A 20,302-nucleotide genomic window follows, 5' to 3' on the forward strand; every position below is an offset into this window, starting at 1 on the left:
CAAAAAGCGATGGCAAAACCCATTTAACGTCCATGTCAGAGATAATGTTTATCCTATTATTTAACTAACTGATTAAAATCAATATATCTGGATTATTTATTACGTTAGGATGACCTTACAACTAACGGGGATAAATAATGAAAAAACTACTCTTAATTGCTGTTGTTATTGGGTCTTTAACAGGATGTGCCAGCGTTCCACCTCTGAATTTTTCTACACCTGGCGTTGGCGTTAGCCAAAAGAAAATTGATGCACAGCTAAAATCACTCACGGTTTCGCTTGCGCGTCCCGATGAGCAGAAAGGCGATATCGTCGCGGGGATGGAAACCATTACCCCCATTTGGCGAGACTCGTTACAAGAGGCGCTCGATAGAATGGCGATCTTTAAAGATAACTCTGCTAATACGGTGAGCCTTAACGTGAAAGTCTTAGCGATTGACGTTCCGAGCTTTGGCATGGCCATGACAACGAAAGCCGTTGCGCGTTATGAGGTAATTAACCGCTCTAATGGCGATATTATTTATACGCAAGATATCGAATCTACTGGAACTGTGCCTGCATCCTATGCCTTCGTGGGCGTTGTTCGCGCCCGTGAATCAATAAACCGCGCGGTACAAAACAATATTACGCAGTTCTTACAAGCGTTAGAAAGCATTGAACTCTCCCGCCCGATGTTCCCTTCGAAGGTAGATAAATGAGACGGGTCGCTTTAATCACGATGCTCACGTTGTTAGGGGGGTGTGCGCAGGATATTTCCCCGAATAGCTATTCCGTGGGTTCGGTAGGCATGGTGAATCGCTCTATTGCCGGCACTATCATTAGCGCGCGACCGGTCGATATTCGTGGCACATCCGCTTTGGGCGGTGCTGCGGGTACGGCCGCGGGAGCGGCTGCAGGGTCTGCAATTGGAGGAGGCACTCGCGCGAATATTGTCGGCGCTATTGGCGGGGCGGTTGTCGGGGGGCTAACCGGCGCAGCGCTTGAAGCTTCTGCGACAAAACAGACGGGGATGGAATATGTTATCGAAACGGAAAACGGTAATCTGATGACCGTTGTACAAGGTAATACCCCCTTGTTTGTCGAAGGTAATAAGATACTCGTACTATACGGCAGTCCTTCACGTATCATTGCCGATCCTCGGCATTGATACAGCAATGAACGCCGGGCGTAGAGCCTGATAGCTGCCAGTTAAGCGTATTGAAGGTAGCCGCAACCTGCGCGTTGCGGCTGTTTTTTTGCGGCTTACAGAAGAGCCAAACCTGCGCCACTGTCCCGGTACCCGGCTGCACAACACCAGTTCGGGAAACGTCAGGCTGCATGGGCAGGCGGGCGGCAGAAAGTGAGCTCTGCCCCGGCTTTCTTCACCGAAGGATCTTACACCTTAAGCAGTTTCACCGTGGCGTCGATGTCTATCTCATCTTCCGTGAAGATGAGCGTGGTGCCCTGGAAGGTGGTGATGGCCAGCTTTTTGACCGAACGCATTTCCCCGGGCTTAGCGGCTGATTTTGGCCTGATATTTCCCATCAGCAGGCCCACGGAGAGGACCGCGTTCTCTTTATCAATGCGGGCGTCGGCAGGCTCCTCCTCGTTATAAACCAGGTAAGATTTTATCGACGTGAGCTTAATCCGCTCGCCTGCGATATAGATATATTTGCTTTCCGGGAGGACCTTCACGGCGTACGCTGACAAACCCTTGTTATTGGTTGTGGGTTCGAAAGTGACCGCCGCATCCTTTTTAATCAGCTCAGGGTTGGCAACCTTAATCACATGAAAGTAGCGATTATCGCCGTTTTCATCTTTGATAAATCCAAAACCTTTATCTTTAAACCACGTTGTGATCGTTCCGTTCATCGCCATTACCGCCTGGTTAATCGTTTATCTACTCAATTTTTTGCCGCGCGCAGTGTAAAGCACATTGCCCGCGCAGACTACGTCTAAATCTTTTGCCTGAGCGGGCTTGCGCGGTTTACCACATCAAATCATCAGGTACTTTAAAATCAGCATACGGATCGTCTTCATCCTGCTCTTCCGCGCTGAGCGCGCTGTTTAAGACAATGCTGCTGGCGTCGCGCTGGGCGATCTTATCGGCTACGCTTGCCGGGATAATCGCGTATTTGCTCTCGCCGTCGCTATCACCCGCCAGGCGCGCAATGGCGAGGCGACCGCTTATCAGCTGTGCCTGGGTCAGTTTATCCACGGCGATTTTTTTAATGAAATTGTTATCCGTGAAATTAAAATCAATATTGCCTTTAGAAATATCGATTTTATTCATCTCGATGAGCTGTTTGACCTGCGCTTTATATTCTTTCGATAACGCTGCCTGCTTTTGCTGCTCGCTAAGCTGTTTATCCCGCTCCAGCTGCGCTTTCTTATTCTCTTCCACCGCCTCTCTGGCCTCGCGCGCCTGAACGCGTGACTTTTTCGCCGTTCTTTGAACCTTGGCCATCTTTTTGCTGGTCACTAAGCCGGCTTTTAGCATCTGCTCTTGTAAGGTGAGTTTTGTCATCTCGTTTCTGAATCCGCTGAATAATTTGTGGGATTATACCTGTAATTTTAGCGGATGTGTCAGCGTGCAGGGTCGGGCCTGGGGATAGAAGCAGAAACGGCAGCAAAAAAGGGTGTCGACGCAAAAGTGTGAAATGAATAAAAAATCACACAGTGGCGATTTTATTTGCTATAAATTCATTTTTATTGATTTTATATGGAGTCTGTCGATGATTGTCAGAACCTGGCATGGTTGTGTTCCCGTTGCGTTTGGCGATGCGTTTGCGGGGCATTTGCAGGCAACTGGGGTGCAGCATTCGCGGAGCATTGCCGGCAACGCGGGCGCCTTCGTCAGGCGGGAAACGCAGGGGGAGTGGGATCACTTCTTTCTGGCGACCTACTGGAACGATCTGGATGCTATCATCGCTTTTGCCGGTGAAGAGTACCATGTCGCCGTCACCTATGCCGATGATGAGCAATTCCAGCTGCTGTCCGATCCGTACGTTTTCCAGTTTGAGGTGGCTGCGGTAGTGGGAATTTAAGGGCGCTTTAAGGATTTCTTGCAGCAATACCCCACGTTCAGGCTCTCAACGCTTCTGATGGCTGACAAACCGCATAGGGGAGAAATAGCCCGGTAGCGGCAAGCGCTTTACCGGGCCGGTGAAGAGTGCGTAACCTGATAACACTCCGGTGTTTCTCAGCCATTGGCGGGCTGGAATAGGGGAAAGGTGTAAAACCGGCTTGCCATCAGTTTTCAGGCCCGCAGGCTGGAGAATTACTTCCGTCCTGCCAACAGACCAATGACCAGGCCGATAGCGCCGGCGGCCAGCAGTCCGGTTAACGGATTTTCCCTGACGCGCTCGGAGACCTCTGAAACGGCATCCGAAGCCTGAGCGGCGTATTTACGGGCCGCGCCTTTTAGCTGATGTTTCGGCGAATCTACCGCATCACCAAACTGCTGCTGGGCTTCCCCGGCAAATTCATTGACTTTATTGCCCACTTTATCGGCCAGATTCTGCGCGTCGTTTTCATACTCTTGTGATGACATGAGACTCTCCTTTCGTTTGACTTATTTAAGTCTAGTGGCTAACAGGCGAAGTACCAATGTTCGGGCCGCGGCGAGCGTCACTCCAGGAATTTTCCCTAGCGTGAGCGCTTACACGCTACCGTGTTTTTGCAGTACGCCTTTATCGTCGAAGGTAAACAAAATTGATTGCCCTAATCCGTTCTGGCAAACGACGCCATCGGCATGAGTTTTATCGGTGATCCCCTGACAGGCCATATTGCTGACATAAGGACGAATCTGGCATTTGAGGGTTTTACCATCCTCAATAATCAGCTGCTTCGATTTGCTAATCGCTTCTGGCGCGGGAGTCGGGCAGGTACCTTCGCCCCAGTTAACGCCGTGATGTTTATCGAACGCCGAGCAGCCCTGTAATAGCCCCGCGCCAGCCAGAAGAAGTATCAGAGGGAGTTTTGTCATTGTATAATCCTGATGGTTATTTTCGTTTTCAGTATAGAGCGGTGCTCCTGTAAAAAACTTCGCCAGAATTGGTGGTATTCCTGTTATTTCAATTGATTGAGATAATTCTTAGATATAAGATCCCTCGGGCGCTGGGGCTGGAAACGTCGCAATTCATAAATAAGAACTATTGATGTTCACAATTCCTCTTTTTTCCTTCATCATTTGTCAGCTTTTACTACTAATAATCAGCGCTTAGCTCAGCATGAGAAATACATTTTTTACTCAAGGCCGGTATGAACTATAAGAAAGTACTGAAGAATACGTTACTGCTTGCTCCCGTGGCGCTCCTGAGTCTGCAAATGCCCGCCTGGGGCGCAGATGTGACGAAAACGGCGACCTGCCAGAAGGCGCCGCCTGCGGTGGACAAAGAAGGCGTGCCGTTACCGCCCGTTGTTGGTAAAGAGGGCGCGCGTCCGGCTTCCCCGAAAGGCTCGTCCGGCCAGGGCGGCGCAGCGGCCAACTGTCAGCCAGCGGCCATCGAAAATTAATCATTGACCTCAACCCGGGAGAGACATGGTGCACCCGTTAATTAAGGTGATGCTGGTTGGAGGGAAAGGCGACGGCCTGATGGTCAGCGTTGCCGATAACGCGACGGAGATTTCCGTGACGCCTGCGCAGTATGGCGCGAAATCCGGTCAGCCGCTGAGCTACAGAATCGTATCGCAGACCATTGATGATGAACGCTATTTTTTCGGCGTTTTCAACGAGAGCCATGAGGATACGGAAAAACTCAAAAGAGTCGCGCTAACTCGCGGCATGAAAAAACTCTTCGGCTAAGCAGGTTCCGGGCGATCGCTTGTCGTCCGGTCTCCTCATATTTCGTTTTCCTTTTGCCTCCGATACAGTAGAGCGAAACGCTTCTATCAGTTTCGGGAATTTATGATTAACCATATCCGGATAAAAAATTTCAGATCGGTCAGGGATATTGAGCTGGAACTCGGCGCGCTGAATATCGTCTTTGGCCCCAACGGCTGCGGCAAATCCAACATTTATAAAGCCATCCATCTGTTAACCGCCTGCGCCGATGGAAAGTTCTCCGGTTATATCAGCGATGAAGGCGGCCTGGAGAACATTATGTGGTCCGGGCCGAGCGCGCCGAACGATCGCTTTCCGCGGCGGCTGCAGATTGCCTGCCTGACCGATGAGTTTGACTACCAGCTGCAGGTAGGTTTCCCGGAAAAACTGCCGTATCCGACTCAGTTCCAGCTGGATCCCATCGTTAAAGAGGAGTCTATCTGGCTGGCAGGATTTTCCCGACGCCCTTCATCGCGCGTGCTGGAACGCAAAAACCAGGCGGCGTTCCTGGTTGACGTCAATGGTGAAAAAAGCACTTTTACCGACGCGATTTATGAGAATGAATCGATTTTTGGCCAACTGGGCGAGCCGCACCGCTTTCCTGAAGTCTCCAGGGTCAGGGAAACCATGCGCCACTGGCGCTTTTATCACGAATTCAATATAGGCAGACTCTCGCCGTTGCGTCATCCGACGGTAGGTTACCGCTCACCGGTGCTGGACAGCGATGGGCACAACCTTGCCGCCGCTTTTCAGACCATCGTGGAAATCGGCGCCGAAGAGCTGCTGCATGAGATCCTCGGCGAAGCGTTCCCGGAGTGTACATTTTACTGTGAAAATGAGAATTCGCGTTTCTCGATAAAGATGCGCCGCAATGGCGTCTGGCGACCTTTACTGGCGGCGGAAATGTCCGATGGCACGCTGCGTTTCCTGTGCCTGGCGGTGGCGCTGTTGAGCCCGCGTCCGCCGGCATTTCTGGCTATTAACGAGCCGGAAAACAGCCTGCATCGTCAAATGTTCCCCGCGCTGGCCCGGCTGATTGTCGAAGCCTCCCGCTATAGCCAAATCTGGCTAACCAGCCACTCCGCGGAGCTGGCTGAGCTGGTTTCATCCATGGCGGAAGCCCGGATTTACGGGCTGAAAAATAGCGATGGTGAAACGCGGATCGCCAGCTAGCGGCAACTGACTTATTTGGTGTATTAACGGTGTATTGCCGAAGCGCCGCCGGAGGGTTTCCGGCGGCCTGATGTTATGCCGCGGCCGGGAGCAGGGTTTTGCTGCCTTTCAGGGTGAACAGCGAGATGAGGGTAAAGCTTAGGGTAATACAGCCCAGGATCAGATAGGCCTGATGGAAGCCGACGGTATCATACATCCGTCCTACCCACGCCGAGAGCACAACGCCTGACAGCTGTTTTGATAAATTGAAACCGATCAGGAACAGGGTCGCCGAGAGCTTCGGGTTAAATGCCGAAGAGATATATTTAAAGGTGCCGACCAGCAGGAACGGGATCTCGAACATATGCAGCATTTTTAAAATGATCACTTCCACCGCCGAGTTAGCGAAAGACGATCCTAAAATGCGTACTGACATAATCATCCCGGCAATTAGCAGGGCGTTTTTAGCGCCAATCCGGTTAATAATCGCCGGGGCGCAGAACATGATTAGCGCGTTAAGTAATTCCCCACCGGTGGTGACGAAGCCGAATACTTCAGTGCCGCGCTGGGGGCTGGAGAAAAAGCCCTTAAAGAAGTTGGCGAACTGCTGGTCAAAAACGTCATAGACGCTGGCGACGCCAACGACATAAATAATAAAGCCCCAGAAGCGCGGCATCCGCAAAAGCTCTGCGGCGGTGCGCATGGAGAAAGCCTGACGGTTGGCGCCCAGGGCATCGATAACCTCGGCGCTGTTGCTACTCTCCGGCTTTGATACCCACAGCAGTACGCCGAGGATCAGAGCGAAACCGGAGGCGATCCAGAACGTAATGTTCGGGTCGATACTAAATAAAATGCCGGTGATTGACGCGCACAGCGCCCAGCCGACGCAGCCGGAGACGCGGACTTTACCGTATTCAAAACGGTTGGCGCGGCTGACGCGTTCAATATAGGCTTCTACCGCCCCGGAGCCGCTGGAAAAGACGATCCCCAGATAAATCCCGCCCACCAGCGCGCCCGCGATGATATTCATCTGCAGCAGCGGCGAAAAGACGAAAATAAAAAAGGGCGCAAACAGGATTAACAAAATCGTAATCGTCCACAGCAGATGCTTGCGCAGACCGAGCTTATCCGAAATCAGGCCAAAAACCGGCTGGAAGATTATCGCGAATAGCGAAATAGAGGAGAAGACGATCCCCGTCTCGGTTTTGGTTAAATGGTTAACTTCCGCCAGCCACACCGGGAAAAAGGGAAAATAGGCTGACATGATGAAATAGTAGAAGAAAAAGAACAGCATGAAATATATAAAATTATGCCGTTCTCGTGGCGCCAGTTCAGAGAGTTTCATTGTGAATATTCCATATTATTATGCCTGTAAGGTTGGGGGCTTGCGCCCCCGATTATTATTGGAAGTGAATCGTTAACTGATATTGCCATTGTGTCTCAAGCAGCAGCCATTGCTGTAGTACGCTGGGCGTCCAGGAGTCATCGCCGCCGATGCCCATGTGCTGAGCGTCGAGGGTGATCCAGACGCCGTTTTCCGGCTTCATCCAGTGCCAGTGATCGGTCTCCATTAACTGCGTGGTGCCATAGGGCTGTACGGAGAAGTGGAAGTTGCCTCCCACGTGCCAGCGCCCCCAGTCCAGCGTTTTGCTGTCGCAGCGCAGGCCGTTTTCCGTCGGGAAAATGTACGGCGTGGTCATCTCCTCCAGCGGCAGCTGCCAGCGGGAGAAGCAGGCGCTGGTGCGGCGGTCCGGATAGTTCTCATGCGGACCGTAGCCGAGCCAGGATACCGGTTGGTGCTGGTCCGGAACCTGGAAATTCAGCCCGATGCGCGGCAGCGGCGGCAGGGTGCCGGCACGTTCGCCATCGACCGCCAGATGCAGCTTGCCTTCGCTATCAAATGTCATCCGCCAGTGGCTGACAATCACCGCTTCGTCGCCGCGCAGATAGTGCCAGCGGCTATCGATAACCACTTCATGGGCCAGGCGCTGAGCGTCGCACTGGACGCAGCGGGCGCTGAGCTCGTAAAGTCCGGCGCTTTTCCAGCGCTCTACCCAGGCGTTAGGGTCAATACGCTCCACTTCGCTGACGCCAATGTCGTTATCCAGCGGTGCGCGCACAAACTGGTCGCGCAGCGGGGTCAGCAGCTGTTCCACGCCGTCCACCTGCCAGTGGGTTAACAGACCGCTTTGCCGATCGATGGTCCATTGCTGCGAGCCGCTGCGGACAATCCAGGCCGCGTCGCTGCTCTCCAGCGCTGGCGCGATACCGGCAGACCGAGGGCCGCGTAGCGCCAGCGGCGCGGCGAGCGGGAACTGCTGCCACGCAACGCGATGCCCGGCGTCGGACCAGACGGTGGCCTGGGGCTGGACCACCTCCAGCGTCAACCACACCTCTTCCGCGCCGGCGGGCAGCGTCAGCGCATCGCACAACGTCAGCTCACTCTGGCCCTCCGGGCAAAGCGCCAGCTTCACGCTACCCTCAGCAAAAGTTTCACCCGCGGCCTGAACCTGCCAGCGCAGCTCTTCGTTATCGGTGGCGCGGAACAGATATTCGCTGCTGAGGCGGATACGCAGCGGGGATTGCGCGAGCAGCGCAAACTGGAAGTACTGCTGCGCATGTTTGGCCTCGATTAAGGAAGGATGCGCGCGGCGGTCGGGGAACACCAGACCGTTCATGCAGAACTGGCGATCGTTCGGTTTGTCGCCAAAATCACCGCCGTAGGCCCAGCCAACGCTGCCGTCGTCGAAGGTTTTACTGATGGCCTGATCCGCCCAGTCCCAGATAAACCCGCCCTGCAGGCGAGGATAGTCGCGAAATGCCTGCCAGTAATCAGCAAAGTTGCCGAGGCTGTTACCCATCGCATGGGCGTATTCGCAGAGGATCAGCGGGCGTTGTTCCCCAGGCAGACTGATCCACTTTTTGATTCCCCATTTCGGCACCGTCGGAATCGGCTGGTCGCGGTCAACGCGGGCGTACATCGGGCAGATAATATCGGTGGTGGTGCTGTCGGCGCCGCCGCCTTCGTACTGTACCGGGCGGGAGGGATCGTTGCGCTTCAGCCAGTGATACATCGCTTCATGGTTGCCGCCGCCGCCGGACTCATTCCCCAGTGACCAGATAATAATGGACGGATGGTTGCGGTTGCTTTGCAGCATTCGACTGACGCGGGCGCTGAAGGCCGGTAGCCAGGCCGGATCGTCGGATATTCGATTCATCGGCACCATGCCGTGGGTTTCTATATTGGCTTCATCAACGACGTACAGGCCGTAGCGGTTGCACAGCTCGTACCAGCGTGGGGTGTTTGGATAATGCGAGCAGCGTACGGCGTTAAAGTTGTTCTGCTTCATCAACAGAATATCCTGCACCATATCCTCTTCGGTAACGACCTGTCCGCGCTGGTGGTGATGCTCGTGACGGTTGACGCCGCGGATCAGCAGCGGTTTGCCGTTCAACAGCAGCAGGCCGTTTTTGATTTCAACGCGGCGGAAACCGATATCCCAGGCTTCGGCCTCGATCGGTTCATCAGCGCGCCATAGCGACACGACCGCCCGATAGCAGTCTGGCGTTTCCGCGCTCCATAGCGCCGGACGTTCTACCGGCAGACGAATGGCCGCGCGCTCCGCATAGTTTCCGCGCTCATCGATAATCGGCGAACCGGGCGACTGCTGGTGGCTGGCGACCAGGCGATCGTCATCCCACAGTTCGACTTTCACCGTCAGCTCCTCCAGCAGCGCGACCGGTGAGGCGACGCTTAAGTTCACCAGCAGTTCGGCATCGCGGTAGAGGGCATCCAGCTGCGGCGTAAGCTGGACGTCGCAGAGGTGCAACGTCGGTTTATTCAGCAGCCAGACCGAGCGGAAGATACCGCTCATGCGCCACATATCCTGATCCTCAAGCCAGGTTCCCGCGCTCCAGCGCATCACCATCACGCAGATACGGTTATCGCCCGGCTGAAGATAGGGGGAGAGATCGAAGGCCGCTGGCAGACGACTATCCTGCGAATAACCGACCCATTCGCCGTTGCACCACAGATGAAACGCGGAGTTGACGCCATCGAAGATAATCTGCGTCTGGCCGTCTGCCCGCCAGCTCTCATCAACGCGAAAGGTCAATGAGTAGCAACCGGTCGGGTTCTCTTGCGGAACGCGCGGCGGGGTGGTGTCGATAGGGTAGCGAACGTTGGTATAGATGGGCGCATCGTAGCCCTGCATTTGCCAGTTTGAGGGTACCGGCGTACTGCGGCTGTCCGGCAGATCGTCTTCCAACCAGCGGGCATCCACGTCAAACGGGCTGCGGGCCCAGGAGAATTGCCACTGGCCGTCAAGCCGGCGGCGGAACGCGGAGGGCTGGTTTTTCCGCGCGGCGTCGGTATCGCGCCAGCTGGCGAAAGTCGGGTGGGCCGGTAAACGGTTGAGATGGGTAATGGTCTGGTTCTGCCAGTCCTCGCGGGCGAGAATCTGATGGAACGTGGCTGCTGCGGCGGAAATAGAGTGGTGTTGTTGCATACGCATTCCTGACGGATAAGTGATAAAAATGTCGTTCGCTAGACAATATGATTTTGTTATCAGTTATTTTCGCTATAGCCGCAATATTGGCGAAAATGAAACCCACCGGCGATCACGAAAAGCTGGGAAAACAGCTGATTTTTGTCGTCTTTTAAACATAAAATGTTAGCGGACGACATTGAGGTTTTGATTCAGAAGGAGTGCACTATGCAGCGTCGCCTGGCAACGCTTGACGATGTGGCCCGCGAGGCCGGCGTTTCTCAGCAAACGGTCTCCCGGGTGCTGAATAATCCTGGGGTGGTGTCCGAACGAACCCGCGAAAAAGTGATCCGCGCGATGCAGACGCTGCGCTATGTACCAAACCGCTCCGCGCAGCTGCTGGCGGGTAAGTCCGCGCCGTCGATTGGGCTGATTACCGCCTCGCTGACGCTGCACGCGCCTTCGCAAATCGCCGCGGCGGTGAAAAGCTATGCTGGTTTGCATCAGCTTGAGGTCTCAATTGCGATGCCGGTGCAGGTCGATTACGCGTCTCTGCAAGCGCGACTCAATGAGTTTCGCGCCCAGCATATTCGCGGAGCGATTATCAGCCTGCCGCTGGAAAGTAGTCTTGCGGAGCGTCTGGTGGCGGAGAATCCAGATATAGCCTGCATGTTTCTCGATGTTTCGCCGGAGGCCGACGTTTGCGGCGTGCGTTTCGATCATCGTGATGGATGTGGCGCCTGCGTGCGGCATTTGTGGGACGCCGGACACCGCGAGTTCGGACTGCTTGCCGGGCCGGAGAGCTCGATCTCCGCGCGAATGCGGCTCAGCAGCTGGCGCGAGGCGCTGCACCGCCTGGGCGTCAGTAATGCGGTAACGGTATTTGGCGACTGGAGTGCCGCCAGCGGCTGGAGTAAAACGTTCGAGCTGCTGCATCAGCATCCGCGCATTAGCGCGATCGTGGTCGCTAACGATCAAATGGCGCTCGGGGTGCTGAGCGCGCTGGCGCAGCTTTATCGTACCGGCAGCCAGGCCATCTCGGTGACCGGTTATGATGACACGGCGGACAGCCTCTACTTCCAGCCGCCGCTGACCACCGTCGCCCAGGATTTCAACGTGCTGGGGAAAAGGGCGGTCGAGCTGCTGATCAAGCTTATGGCTGCCCCACAGCTGAAAATTCGCGAACTGCTGCCCACCCGCCTGATTATCCGCCAGTCCACCTGGCCCGTTACGGGGAACGGGGAGGGGGAGAAAGATGAGCTGATTAGTCAACTTAAGGCGCTGGTGGAAAAGCTATGAGCGCCACCGCCGTTTAGCTTTCATTGAAGTAGCCTGTGGTAGCGTACCGATTAGAGACGTAGACAGAGCTGCTCGTGCTCTGCACGTAAAAATGCAAAATACAATCTATCCATGCAAGCATTCATTCACCGCCAGTCACATGGCGGTTTTTTTTGCCCATTTTTTGCCGACGGAAAACGTTCTGATTTTATTTAATTCTGCTGGCTGGCGGGTTAATCGCCTGCTGCAAGCATAAATGCGCTGGTTTTTCCGCTGGGTGTCAGAAGATTTCCCGAGGCCATAGTTTTTACCACAGCATAATATGCTATTGGCCTGGCGGGCCGGCCTCTCTTTTTTCAGCGTCGTTCAGCTATGCTGAAAGCCAGGGCTGGCGAGTGAAGGGCAATATCATGATGGTATTAAAAGAGAAAGAGCACCTGGAGTCTGTTGACTGGCGCAGGGTTGCGGAGATCATTGCCGATGCGGGACTTAATCAGCGCGATGTTGCATTGGTTGAACGGGCGTTTCGTCATAGTACTTTTTGCTGGTTTGGCTATGAAAAGGGTCAGCTGGTCGCCGTTGCCCGCGCGATTAGCGATCTGACCTGGTGCAGCTATCTTGCGGATGTTGCGGTGGCCCCGAACTGCCAGGGGAAGGGATACGGGAAGTTGCTGATGCAGGCGGTCAGCGAGCGGCTGCGGCCGTTTGGCAAAACCTTTATCTATTCGGTGGTGGATAAAGTCGGCTTCTACCGCCGTTTTGGTTTTGAAATGCTGACAACGGGTATGGTCTGCGCCAGCGCCGAGAGTCTACTGCGCATGCGCGAGCAGGGATATATTTGCCAGGACAGCGACACTAGCCAGCTTTAGCCGCTTCATCTTGCTCTTTATATTTTTCATGCCATTGCCGGTGCGGCCTGATAAACAGAAAATAAATAGTCTGGATGCATTTTTTATATTTCTGAATCTACCAGGGTCCTCATCGGATATTGTAAATTTATTTTTGGCTTTAAGAGGTTTTTATTAGCGGTGGGGGCGTGTATTTTTTACATTAAGGATAAGTCTCCAGTTGGATTTGTGGATGGATGCAAAATATTATAAATAAGCTGTGTTTAAAAGTGAAAGTGTGTTACACAGTCTCTTTTCTCCTGGCAAAAATCTGGATGGGATTATGCTGACAACCCTGATTTACAGAAGTCAGATACCTTTAACTCATGAAATTAATCTCTCTTTGCTGGTTGAAAAAGCGAATGTTAATAATATGTCTCATGGCGTTTCAGGTATTCTTCTTTTTAAAGATAATGTTATCCTTCAAGTGCTTGAAGGTGACGAAAGTATTCTGGAGCAGCTCTTCAGCAAGATTAAACACGACAGCCGACACTTTGGTGTCGTCGAGCTGATGCGAGATTACGCCCCGCGCAGGCGCTTCGAAAACGTCGGTATGATGTACTTTGATCTGGATACGCTAGAAGCCGATGCCGTGCTGAAAACCGTTCGCCAGCTAAGCAAGTTGAAGAGCTATCTTCTGACGGAAGAGCGCGTTTATAAATTTATTCATACGTTTATAACGCAAAAAAGAGCTCTCCCGGTTTCCCAGTATTTCCAGCCTGACAAATGGTCAGTTATCCCACAAAGATCGCCCTTTCATACACCTGAACGCTCCCCAGTTGATACTCAATTCTGCCAGTTTGCATTTCAGCCCATTATTGAGCCCCTGGCCGGTCATATCACTTCACTGGAAGCGCTTATTCGTAATAAAGATGGTGGGAGTCCGGCGAGCTTTTTTGCTTCAATCGACCATGATAAACGTTATGAAATTGACCTCAAATCTAAATCGGTGGCTTTCGCGCTGGCAAAAGAAATAGACATCGGCGATCATAAAATATCCATTAATATTCTGCCGATGTCTTTGGTGGTGGTTCCCGATGCCGTGGAATTCCTGCTGCAGGAAATTAAAAAGTATGGGTTGATGCCTGAACAGGTTATCGTGGAAGTGACTGAAGACGAAATGATCTCCGGTTTCAGCCAGTTTAGTAGTGCGATTAAAAAACTGCGCGTCTCCGGAATGGGACTGGCTATTGATGATTTTGGTGCCGGTTATGCCGGACTGTCGTTGTTAACCAAAATCCAGCCTGACAAAGTCAAAATCGATCGTGAGATTATTACCAATATCCACCTGAGCGGCCCTAAGCAGGCCGTCGTCCGTTCTATCATCAGCTGCTGTCATGAGCTGGAAATTGCTGTGGTGGCGGAAGGGATTGAACGTATTGAAGAGTGGTGCTGGCTTGAATCCGCGGGTATCAAGCGATTTCAGGGGTTCTTGTTTGCCCTGCCCGAACTGAACGGCGTAGGAGAGATACGCTGGCCGGTGAACACAGCGGATAGCCTCGTACAGGCGTAAAAACGTGTTATCTTCGCGCGGCCTTCCGATCGCCGCGCTTCGATTTATGCGGCCCGGTAGCGGCCATCTGAGCGCCTGCGCCCGCCGCGAATCCTCTCAATCCCCGCCTACAGCGATGCTGAACCAGGCTGTGAGCCAGATCATGAAAATGGCTCATGTTGCAATGAAATTAAGTCGCTTTCCCTCCTTGCGGGGCTCTGGCATAAATTAGCTAATATTAACTTATTGGCAACATGAAGAGTGCTGGCGAGCAAATCCGTTAACGCCGGGAATTCGTCCGATAATCACTTTTCATTGCAAAACCAGGATGCCAGATCGCCATGAATAAAGATTTTACGTTTACCATTAAAAGCACACTGTTTGATGAAAACTATAACCCCTCGGAAAGTACGCGTATTACGACCAACTTTGCTAATCTGGCTCGCGGCAAAAATCGGCAGGAGAATTTGCGCAACACCTTAATCATGATAGACAATCGGTTCAATATGCTGGCGCACTGGGATAATCCCAAAAGCGATCGCTACTCTGTTGCGTTGAATATTATTTCCGTGGAAATGGTTATTGAAGAGACTGGAACCACCTTTCCGGCGATTGAGATATTGCAAACCACAATTATTGATAAAAGAACGGGTGAGCGTATTGAAGGCATCGTTGGCAATAATTTCTCCTCGTATGTTCGCGACTATGACTTCAGCGTATTGCTACCGGACCATAATAAACAACGTTCTGGCTTTAGCATCCCAGATGATTTTGGCAACTTGCACGGGAAGATCTTTAAGCATTTCGTTCATTCCGCCGAATATAAAGCCAATTTCAAAAAGCCGCCGGTGATCTGCCTCAGCGTGTCCAGTAAAGACACCTATCAGCAGACCGGAAACCGCCATCCGGTATTAGGCCTTGAGTATCGGCCTAACGCCTCGTCTTTGACCGAGCAGTATTTTGCAAAAATGGGCCTGCAGGTCCGCTATTTTATGCCGAAAAACAGCGTAGCGCCTTTGGCATTTTATTTTACCGGAGATTTACTGAGCGATTACAGCAGCCTTGAGCTGATGAGTACCATCAGCACGATGGAGACGTTCCAGAAGATATACCGGCCTGAGATCTACAACGCTAACTCCGCAGCAGGCCTGTGCTATCAGCCCGATCTGAATCATCAGGATCATTCGTTAACCAAAATAGTTTATGACCGGGAAGAGCGTAGCCAGCTGGCTATAGAGCAGGGGAAGTTTACTGAAGAGCACTTTATCAAACCGTATAAAAATATTCTTGAGCAGTGGTCTGCTCATTCCGCTCTTTAATCCATCGCAGATATAAGGCTATTTATAATGAAAAAATTACTTCCTACTTCAACGGCCGGCAGCTTACCGAAACCTTCCTGGCTTGCAGAGCCTGAGAAACTATGGTCTGCATGGAAACTCGAAAGCCAGGAATTAATCGACGGGAAAAAAGATGCGCTGAGTTTGTCCTTATTCGATCAGCTACGCGCCGGCATTGATATCGTCAGCGATGGCGAACAAACGCGCCAGCACTTTGTCACCACGTTTATTGAGCACCTCAGCGGCGTGGATTTCGCAAAGCGCGAAGTCGTCAAAATCCGTAATCGTTATGATGCAAGCGTCCCGACCGTCGTGGGGGCCGTCGAGCGGCAAAAGCCCGTTTTTGTTGAAGATGCGCGTTTTTTACGTCAGCTTACCAAACAGCCGATCAAATGGGCGCTCCCCGGGCCGATGACTATGATTGATACGCTCTATGACGATCACTATAAGAGCCGCGAAAAACTCGCCTGGGAATTTGCGAAAATACTCAATCAGGAAGCCAAAGAGTTGGAGGCCGCCGGCGTTGATATTATTCAGTTTGACGAGCCCGCCTTTAACGTATTCTTTGACGAGGTCAATGACTGGGGGATCTCGGCATTAGAAAGAGCCGTTGAAGGACTCAAATGCGAAACCGCGGTGCATATCTGCTATGGATATGGCATCAAAGCCAATACCGACTGGAAAAAGACGCTGGGGACGGAGTGGAGACAGTATGAAGAAGCGTTTCCTCAACTGCAAACCTCCAGTATCGATATCATTTCGCTGGAATGCCATAACTCGCATGTTCCCATGGATCTGCTTGAACTGATTCGCGGTAAAAAAGTGATGGTGGGCGCTATCGACGTGGCGACCAATGCGATCGAAACGCCGGAGGAGGTCGCCGCAACCTTACGTAAGGCGCTGCAGTTTGTTGATGCCGATAAGCTTTATCCTTCAACCAACTGCGGTATGGCGCCGCTATCGCGGCGGGTCGCAACCGGCAAGCTCAATGCGTTAAGCGCCGGGGCGGAAATTATTCGCAGGGAACTTCAGGGTAAATAGCACCCAGAGCTGTGCGCGTGGCGGTATAATCTGCGCGTTAATCACTGACTCATGTCTGGCCCTGAATTAACCGTTTGTTGTCAAACCGCCATCGAGCCGCAAAAGGGCAGGTAAGCATTGCCGCTGCTGACTATCCGATATTCAGCGCAGGGAATAGCGGCAATGCGATATTTCTGACGTAGTGATTAACTGCTGAGCGATGAACCTGCAGGATAAATCAATAAGTAGCGCCCGGCGCTACTTAAAATATTTATCCAGCGGATCGTGATGACGGTATTTTCTAAAGAAAAATAGCCAGTAGACAAAACCCAGGATAGCGCCCAGCCCGGCAAACTGCAGATAAAGAATTTTACGCAGATCAAGAAGGTTCAAAAATGAATACGAGCCTTGCCACATATCAATAATCCCGCCGTTTATCACCAGGTCCGTGAACAGCGCCAGTGCCGGCAGGGCAACAGCGTAGGCCGCCATAAGGTATAACAGTGCTGCCAGCCTCATTTTGGTATTGATACGCATATTTCTCCCTCCTTGCCAGTAATCAACAAGTATAACATGGCTCATCACGAGCCTGTCTGCGGTCAGCGATATTTGAATCTGATACCTCGGATTAAAGTTATGGGTTAAGGAGGCTCTGGCTGATGCTGCAATGTGGGTTGCAGGTTGGGGCGTTGGTAAGGTTGTAGCCCCCGCTATCATGTTATGGGAAAAAAGACATATACTTAGATATCCTTCAAGGGAGTTTGTTGCAAATAAGAAGCGTGTCCACTCATGGTGCTTTTTTTAAAGCAAGGGATAGGTCTGTATATTATGAATCTCAGCTTATACATGAGTTTTACTTACTGTTGAAGTATGATGATTTTAATGATTTAGATATTTGCTTTTTAAATAAAAATGCTCGCTGGTACTGTGAGGACTGTAGTGAAAAGAAAAGTTTCTTATACGAGCATCAATTAAAGAGAATTTCTTCTCTGTTCTCTTTGGTCCCGAAGGAAATGAGAGATAAACTTGAATGGCACGGGCCAGAGATCAAGTAGAAAAAAGATTCTCCGTTAAGAATATCGATTAAGTTAGTGCCCATAACTGCTGGCTAAATTATTATTAAGCCAAGGGCTAGAGGGAAACAACGGTTAAGAGTTTCACGAAGAAAAAAACCATGCTAACAAAAACGCCCCCTGGTGCATCAGCAGCAGGGGGCGTTTACGGGTGGGGATTATCGTCGTTCATCAGTCATCCCATTTGTGGCTTAGATACGCGGCAAGAAATCCAAAGAACAGAATGGTTCCCAGAACTGCCATAAATACATGCATATTTCCCAGCATGATTAACCTCCATTAGTTTTGCTATGCGCTAAATTGTCCTCATTGAACAGGTTTACGGTTGTTGAACATATCTTAACTTGCGCAATCTAAACAAACGCTTAACAAATTGCCGATAGTGACTATTTCACAGACCAAAAAGCCGCATATCGGTCAGGCTGTATACTCTTTTGATGCTGCAACGGGCTAAGCATCTACTGCTGGCGGAATTGATGGCGCAGGATACAGCCATTGGCGAAACCACACAGAGCAGCAGGAAATTGGTAATTAACAAGCACAAGCGGTAAAAAAATACTTTTTAAATAATCTTTAACGATATCAATGCTCATATTAAAAATTACCTCATTGAATAGCGATTTACTCAATAACTCCTTAGCTATAATTCATTCTGCACTATAGTTAACGAGTAGCACAACGCTACATATGCTAATGGAGTTTCCTATGAAATCTTCAACTGTAAATTCAGAAAAAGACCAGCCAAAACAGCCGAAAAAAATGCCTGAAGATGATAAAGGCAGCCAGAAACCGAACAAAAGCAAATAGCCCTTTCACACGTTGTTTAGGAGGCATTATGGTAGAACGCCCAGATATTACTGAACCGCTACCGGGTACTGACCCTTTACCTGACGAAGATTTACCTGAAAGTCCGGACGTAAACGATCCGGTAGTCCCTGAAGACCCGGATGTCATTAAATAACGGCTGTCTGGATATTCAAAAAACCGCCTTTTATTTCGGGCGGTTTATTTCTTTTAAGCTCATCTCCGCAGACTGATTTATATCGATAAAAGACGACGACAATTGCGGTGGTTTTCACTTTGCTTTTGAATGAATAACCGCGTAGTCGCTTTCGGCCGGTATCAATATGCCGGCACGATTTTTCCGGCCAGGCTTATCGTTCACTGGCCATAGAATATGAATTGACGGCCCAGTGTCTCGCACTAGCGATATGCGCGTATCTAAGATGACACGTGAAGTAACTGAGCCCGCAAAACAATCATTTACCACATTCCTCCGAGCGACAATATCGCTGATAAATTACGCTCGGTTTGTTTCACTCTGCATCTTTTTTCGATACTGCAACGGGCTAAGCGCATACTGCTGGCGGAAGTGATGGCGCAGGGTGCTGGCATTCGCGAAACCGCAAAGCTCGGCAATCTGCTCAACGCTCAGGCGGCTGTGGGTTAAATGCTGGGTCGCGCGCAGCAGTCGCTCATCAAGCAGCCAGCGGGCAGGGGTTCTGCCGGTAGCGTCTTCAAAACGGCGTAAAAAGGTCCGTGAGCCCATACCGGCTCTTTCCGCCAGCGATGCCACTGTATGGTTGGCGGCGAGATTCTGGTGCAGAAAATCGAATAATAGTCCGAGTCGCTGGCTTTCTCGCGCTTTGGCTACCGGCCGAACAATCTGCTGCGCCTGTCCGCCGTCGCGATGGGGGGACACCACTAAACGCCGCGCGACAATATTCGCCGCATCAATTCCGAAATCCTCGCGCACCAGATGCAGACATAAATCGATTCCTGCGGCGCTGCCTGCGGAGGTCATCACGCCCTCAGCGCCGACGTACAGCACGTCATCAATGACTTCAATCAGCGGAAAACGCGCCCGCAGCTGATCGGTGTAGCGCCAGTGGGTGGTCGCCTGGCGGCCGTTAAGCAACCCGGCAGCGGCCAGAACGAACACCCCGGAGCAGATCGAAATTATCCGGCAGCCCCGCGCATGGGCGGCAACCAATGCCTGGCACAGGTCAGGCGGTACAGGGGAATCGATACTGCGCCAGCCGGGCACTACGATCGTGTCCGCTTCGCTTAACAACGACATGCCGCCGTCGGTCATCAGACGTATCCCGCCGGTTGCCCGCAGCTCGCCTTCATCCACAGCGGCCACGGCGAAACGATACCAGCGCTCGCCCATTTCCGGACGCGGCAGGCCGAAGATCTCTACCGCGACGCCAAATTCAAAGGTACACAGGCCATCGTAGGCGAGGGCAACCACCCGGTGGCGTGACAACGTCACGGATGGGGTTGTCATGATTTCAGCGTTTTCAGTCATGGTTATCGGCAGATGTCGTGCAGGCGGTTAATTAAAGTAGTGGTACCACAGACAAGGAGAAGATGCCATGAGTGTTGTAACCGCGATTACCCCCGCCAGCTCTACCGATGCCGCCGCCTGGTTTCGTCATAAGCTAAGCCTCGAAACTGACTGCGCCGATGTCTACAGCGCGATGCGCGAAGAAGACGTGGATTTTGTTCTGCTACATGTCGTCGGCAGTGAGGAAACCTTTGCCCGTCGTCATCTGCCGGGGGCCCTGCATTTACCGCACCGACAAATTGATGCAACCCGAATGGCGCAGTGGCCTGAGGATACGCTGTTTGTGGTTTACTGCGCCGGGCCGCATTGCAACGGAGCAGATGTTGCCGCCATGAAGCTGGCGCTGCTGGGACGTCCGGTAAAAATGATGCTCGGCGGCCTGACAGGCTGGGAAGATGAAGGGCTACCTTTCGCAAAATGAA

At 52.0% G+C, this 20,302-nt stretch carries 23 protein-coding genes; 13 read left to right on the plus strand and 10 right to left on the minus strand.

Annotation, left to right across the window (positions count from 1 at the left end; all coding sequences use genetic code 11):
- The first annotated feature begins 137 nt into the window (after nucleotides 1-137).
- Both K2184_RS03140 and K2184_RS03145 read left to right on the plus strand, forming a co-directional pair.
- The gene (locus K2184_RS03140; protein WP_004102408.1) at nucleotides 138-698 is read left to right on the plus strand and encodes a UDP-N-acetylglucosamine acyltransferase; all 561 of its coding nucleotides are present in this window, start codon (nucleotides 138-140) and stop codon (nucleotides 696-698) included.
- Nucleotides 695-1,147, plus strand: a complete 453-nt coding sequence (locus tag K2184_RS03145; protein ID WP_004102406.1) for a hypothetical protein — start codon at nucleotides 695-697, stop codon at nucleotides 1,145-1,147. The genes K2184_RS03140 and K2184_RS03145 overlap by 4 nt, the downstream gene beginning before the upstream one ends.
- Before the next feature lie 227 nt (nucleotides 1,148-1,374).
- Here K2184_RS03145 and K2184_RS03150 read toward each other — a convergent pair whose 3' ends face one another.
- Both K2184_RS03150 and K2184_RS03155 read right to left on the minus strand, forming a co-directional pair.
- Nucleotides 1,375-1,857, minus strand: a complete 483-nt coding sequence (locus K2184_RS03150; RefSeq protein ID WP_032728331.1) for a cold-shock protein — start codon at nucleotides 1,855-1,857, stop codon at nucleotides 1,375-1,377.
- 109 nt (nucleotides 1,858-1,966) lie between these two features.
- Nucleotides 1,967-2,506 carry a DUF2058 domain-containing protein gene (locus K2184_RS03155; RefSeq protein ID WP_064344407.1) on the minus strand — a complete coding sequence of 180 codons (540 nt, stop codon included), beginning with the start codon at nucleotides 2,504-2,506 and terminating at the stop codon, nucleotides 1,967-1,969.
- A 208-nt stretch (nucleotides 2,507-2,714) separates the two neighbouring features.
- Between K2184_RS03155 and K2184_RS03160 the strand changes: the two genes are divergently transcribed.
- Entirely contained in the window at nucleotides 2,715-3,026 is a 312-nt protein-coding gene (locus K2184_RS03160; RefSeq protein ID WP_163525234.1) for a hypothetical protein, read from the plus strand.
- A 233-nt stretch (nucleotides 3,027-3,259) separates the two neighbouring features.
- Here K2184_RS03160 and K2184_RS03165 read toward each other — a convergent pair whose 3' ends face one another.
- Complete coding sequence (locus K2184_RS03165) at nucleotides 3,260-3,532, minus strand: DUF883 family protein (protein WP_004102398.1); 273 nt, start codon at nucleotides 3,530-3,532, stop codon at nucleotides 3,260-3,262.
- 108 nt (nucleotides 3,533-3,640) lie between these two features.
- Entirely contained in the window at nucleotides 3,641-3,967 is a 327-nt protein-coding gene (locus K2184_RS03170) for a hypothetical protein (RefSeq protein WP_004102397.1), read from the minus strand.
- A gap of 275 nt (nucleotides 3,968-4,242) precedes the next feature.
- On the opposite strand from K2184_RS03170, the gene K2184_RS03175 reads away from it, so the two are divergent.
- From K2184_RS03175 to K2184_RS03185, 3 genes are all read left to right on the plus strand, one after another.
- Complete coding sequence (locus K2184_RS03175; protein WP_004102396.1) at nucleotides 4,243-4,497, plus strand: hypothetical protein; 255 nt, start codon at nucleotides 4,243-4,245, stop codon at nucleotides 4,495-4,497.
- 28 nt (nucleotides 4,498-4,525) lie between these two features.
- The gene (locus K2184_RS03180; protein WP_024274240.1) at nucleotides 4,526-4,786 is read left to right on the plus strand and encodes a hypothetical protein; all 261 of its coding nucleotides are present in this window, start codon (nucleotides 4,526-4,528) and stop codon (nucleotides 4,784-4,786) included.
- A gap of 102 nt (nucleotides 4,787-4,888) precedes the next feature.
- Nucleotides 4,889-5,977, plus strand: coding sequence for an AAA family ATPase (locus K2184_RS03185; RefSeq protein ID WP_016808790.1), 1,089 nt, complete (start codon nucleotides 4,889-4,891; stop codon nucleotides 5,975-5,977).
- 73 nt (nucleotides 5,978-6,050) lie between these two features.
- On the opposite strand, the gene K2184_RS03190 is transcribed toward K2184_RS03185, so the two are convergent.
- Complete coding sequence (locus K2184_RS03190; protein WP_004113311.1) at nucleotides 6,051-7,301, minus strand: MFS transporter; 1,251 nt, start codon at nucleotides 7,299-7,301, stop codon at nucleotides 6,051-6,053.
- A gap of 55 nt (nucleotides 7,302-7,356) precedes the next feature.
- The gene (locus K2184_RS03195) at nucleotides 7,357-10,464 is read right to left on the minus strand and encodes a beta-galactosidase (RefSeq protein WP_064370142.1); all 3,108 of its coding nucleotides are present in this window, start codon (nucleotides 10,462-10,464) and stop codon (nucleotides 7,357-7,359) included.
- Nucleotides 10,465-10,671: 207 nt separating this feature from the next.
- Between K2184_RS03195 and K2184_RS03200 the strand changes: the two genes are divergently transcribed.
- From K2184_RS03200 to K2184_RS03220, 5 genes are all read left to right on the plus strand, one after another.
- The gene (locus tag K2184_RS03200; RefSeq protein WP_004102389.1) at nucleotides 10,672-11,742 is read left to right on the plus strand and encodes a LacI family DNA-binding transcriptional regulator; all 1,071 of its coding nucleotides are present in this window, start codon (nucleotides 10,672-10,674) and stop codon (nucleotides 11,740-11,742) included.
- 389 nt (nucleotides 11,743-12,131) lie between these two features.
- Nucleotides 12,132-12,590: a GNAT family N-acetyltransferase gene (locus K2184_RS03205; RefSeq protein WP_004102387.1), complete on the plus strand. Its 459-nt coding sequence runs from the start codon at nucleotides 12,132-12,134 to the stop codon at nucleotides 12,588-12,590.
- Between the two features lie 301 nt (nucleotides 12,591-12,891).
- Nucleotides 12,892-14,121, plus strand: coding sequence for a diguanylate phosphodiesterase (locus tag K2184_RS03210; RefSeq protein ID WP_064370145.1), 1,230 nt, complete (start codon nucleotides 12,892-12,894; stop codon nucleotides 14,119-14,121).
- A gap of 320 nt (nucleotides 14,122-14,441) precedes the next feature.
- Nucleotides 14,442-15,419: a DUF1852 domain-containing protein gene (locus K2184_RS03215; protein ID WP_064370147.1), complete on the plus strand. Its 978-nt coding sequence runs from the start codon at nucleotides 14,442-14,444 to the stop codon at nucleotides 15,417-15,419.
- 27 nt (nucleotides 15,420-15,446) lie between these two features.
- Nucleotides 15,447-16,478, plus strand: a complete 1,032-nt coding sequence (locus K2184_RS03220) for a methionine synthase (RefSeq protein ID WP_004102381.1) — start codon at nucleotides 15,447-15,449, stop codon at nucleotides 16,476-16,478.
- A gap of 237 nt (nucleotides 16,479-16,715) precedes the next feature.
- Here K2184_RS03220 and K2184_RS03225 read toward each other — a convergent pair whose 3' ends face one another.
- The 3 genes from K2184_RS03225 to K2184_RS03235 form a co-directional block, all read right to left on the minus strand.
- Nucleotides 16,716-16,994: a hypothetical protein gene (locus tag K2184_RS03225; protein WP_024274236.1), complete on the minus strand. Its 279-nt coding sequence runs from the start codon at nucleotides 16,992-16,994 to the stop codon at nucleotides 16,716-16,718.
- Nucleotides 16,995-17,701: 707 nt separating this feature from the next.
- Entirely contained in the window at nucleotides 17,702-17,797 is a 96-nt protein-coding gene (gene mgtS / locus K2184_RS03230; protein WP_004102377.1) for a protein MgtS, read from the minus strand.
- A gap of 191 nt (nucleotides 17,798-17,988) precedes the next feature.
- Nucleotides 17,989-18,123, minus strand: a complete 135-nt coding sequence (locus K2184_RS03235) for a hypothetical protein (RefSeq protein WP_254925826.1) — start codon at nucleotides 18,121-18,123, stop codon at nucleotides 17,989-17,991.
- A gap of 242 nt (nucleotides 18,124-18,365) precedes the next feature.
- Between K2184_RS03235 and K2184_RS03240 the strand changes: the two genes are divergently transcribed.
- Complete coding sequence (locus K2184_RS03240; RefSeq protein ID WP_004102372.1) at nucleotides 18,366-18,491, plus strand: hypothetical protein; 126 nt, start codon at nucleotides 18,366-18,368, stop codon at nucleotides 18,489-18,491.
- 339 nt (nucleotides 18,492-18,830) lie between these two features.
- On the opposite strand, the gene ftrA is transcribed toward K2184_RS03240, so the two are convergent.
- The gene (gene ftrA, locus K2184_RS03245; protein ID WP_064370149.1) at nucleotides 18,831-19,841 is read right to left on the minus strand and encodes a transcriptional regulator FtrA; all 1,011 of its coding nucleotides are present in this window, start codon (nucleotides 19,839-19,841) and stop codon (nucleotides 18,831-18,833) included.
- Nucleotides 19,842-19,908: 67 nt separating this feature from the next.
- Here ftrA and K2184_RS03250 point away from each other — a divergent pair, with 67 nt between their 5' ends.
- Nucleotides 19,909-20,301, plus strand: coding sequence for a rhodanese-like domain-containing protein (locus tag K2184_RS03250; RefSeq protein ID WP_004102369.1), 393 nt, complete (start codon nucleotides 19,909-19,911; stop codon nucleotides 20,299-20,301).
- The last annotated feature ends 1 nt before the right edge of the window (nucleotide 20,302 follow it).

The sequence above is a fragment of the Klebsiella sp. K5-306 genome, from assembly GCF_051835185.1.
Classification (GTDB): domain Bacteria; phylum Pseudomonadota; class Gammaproteobacteria; order Enterobacterales; family Enterobacteriaceae; genus Klebsiella; species Klebsiella oxytoca.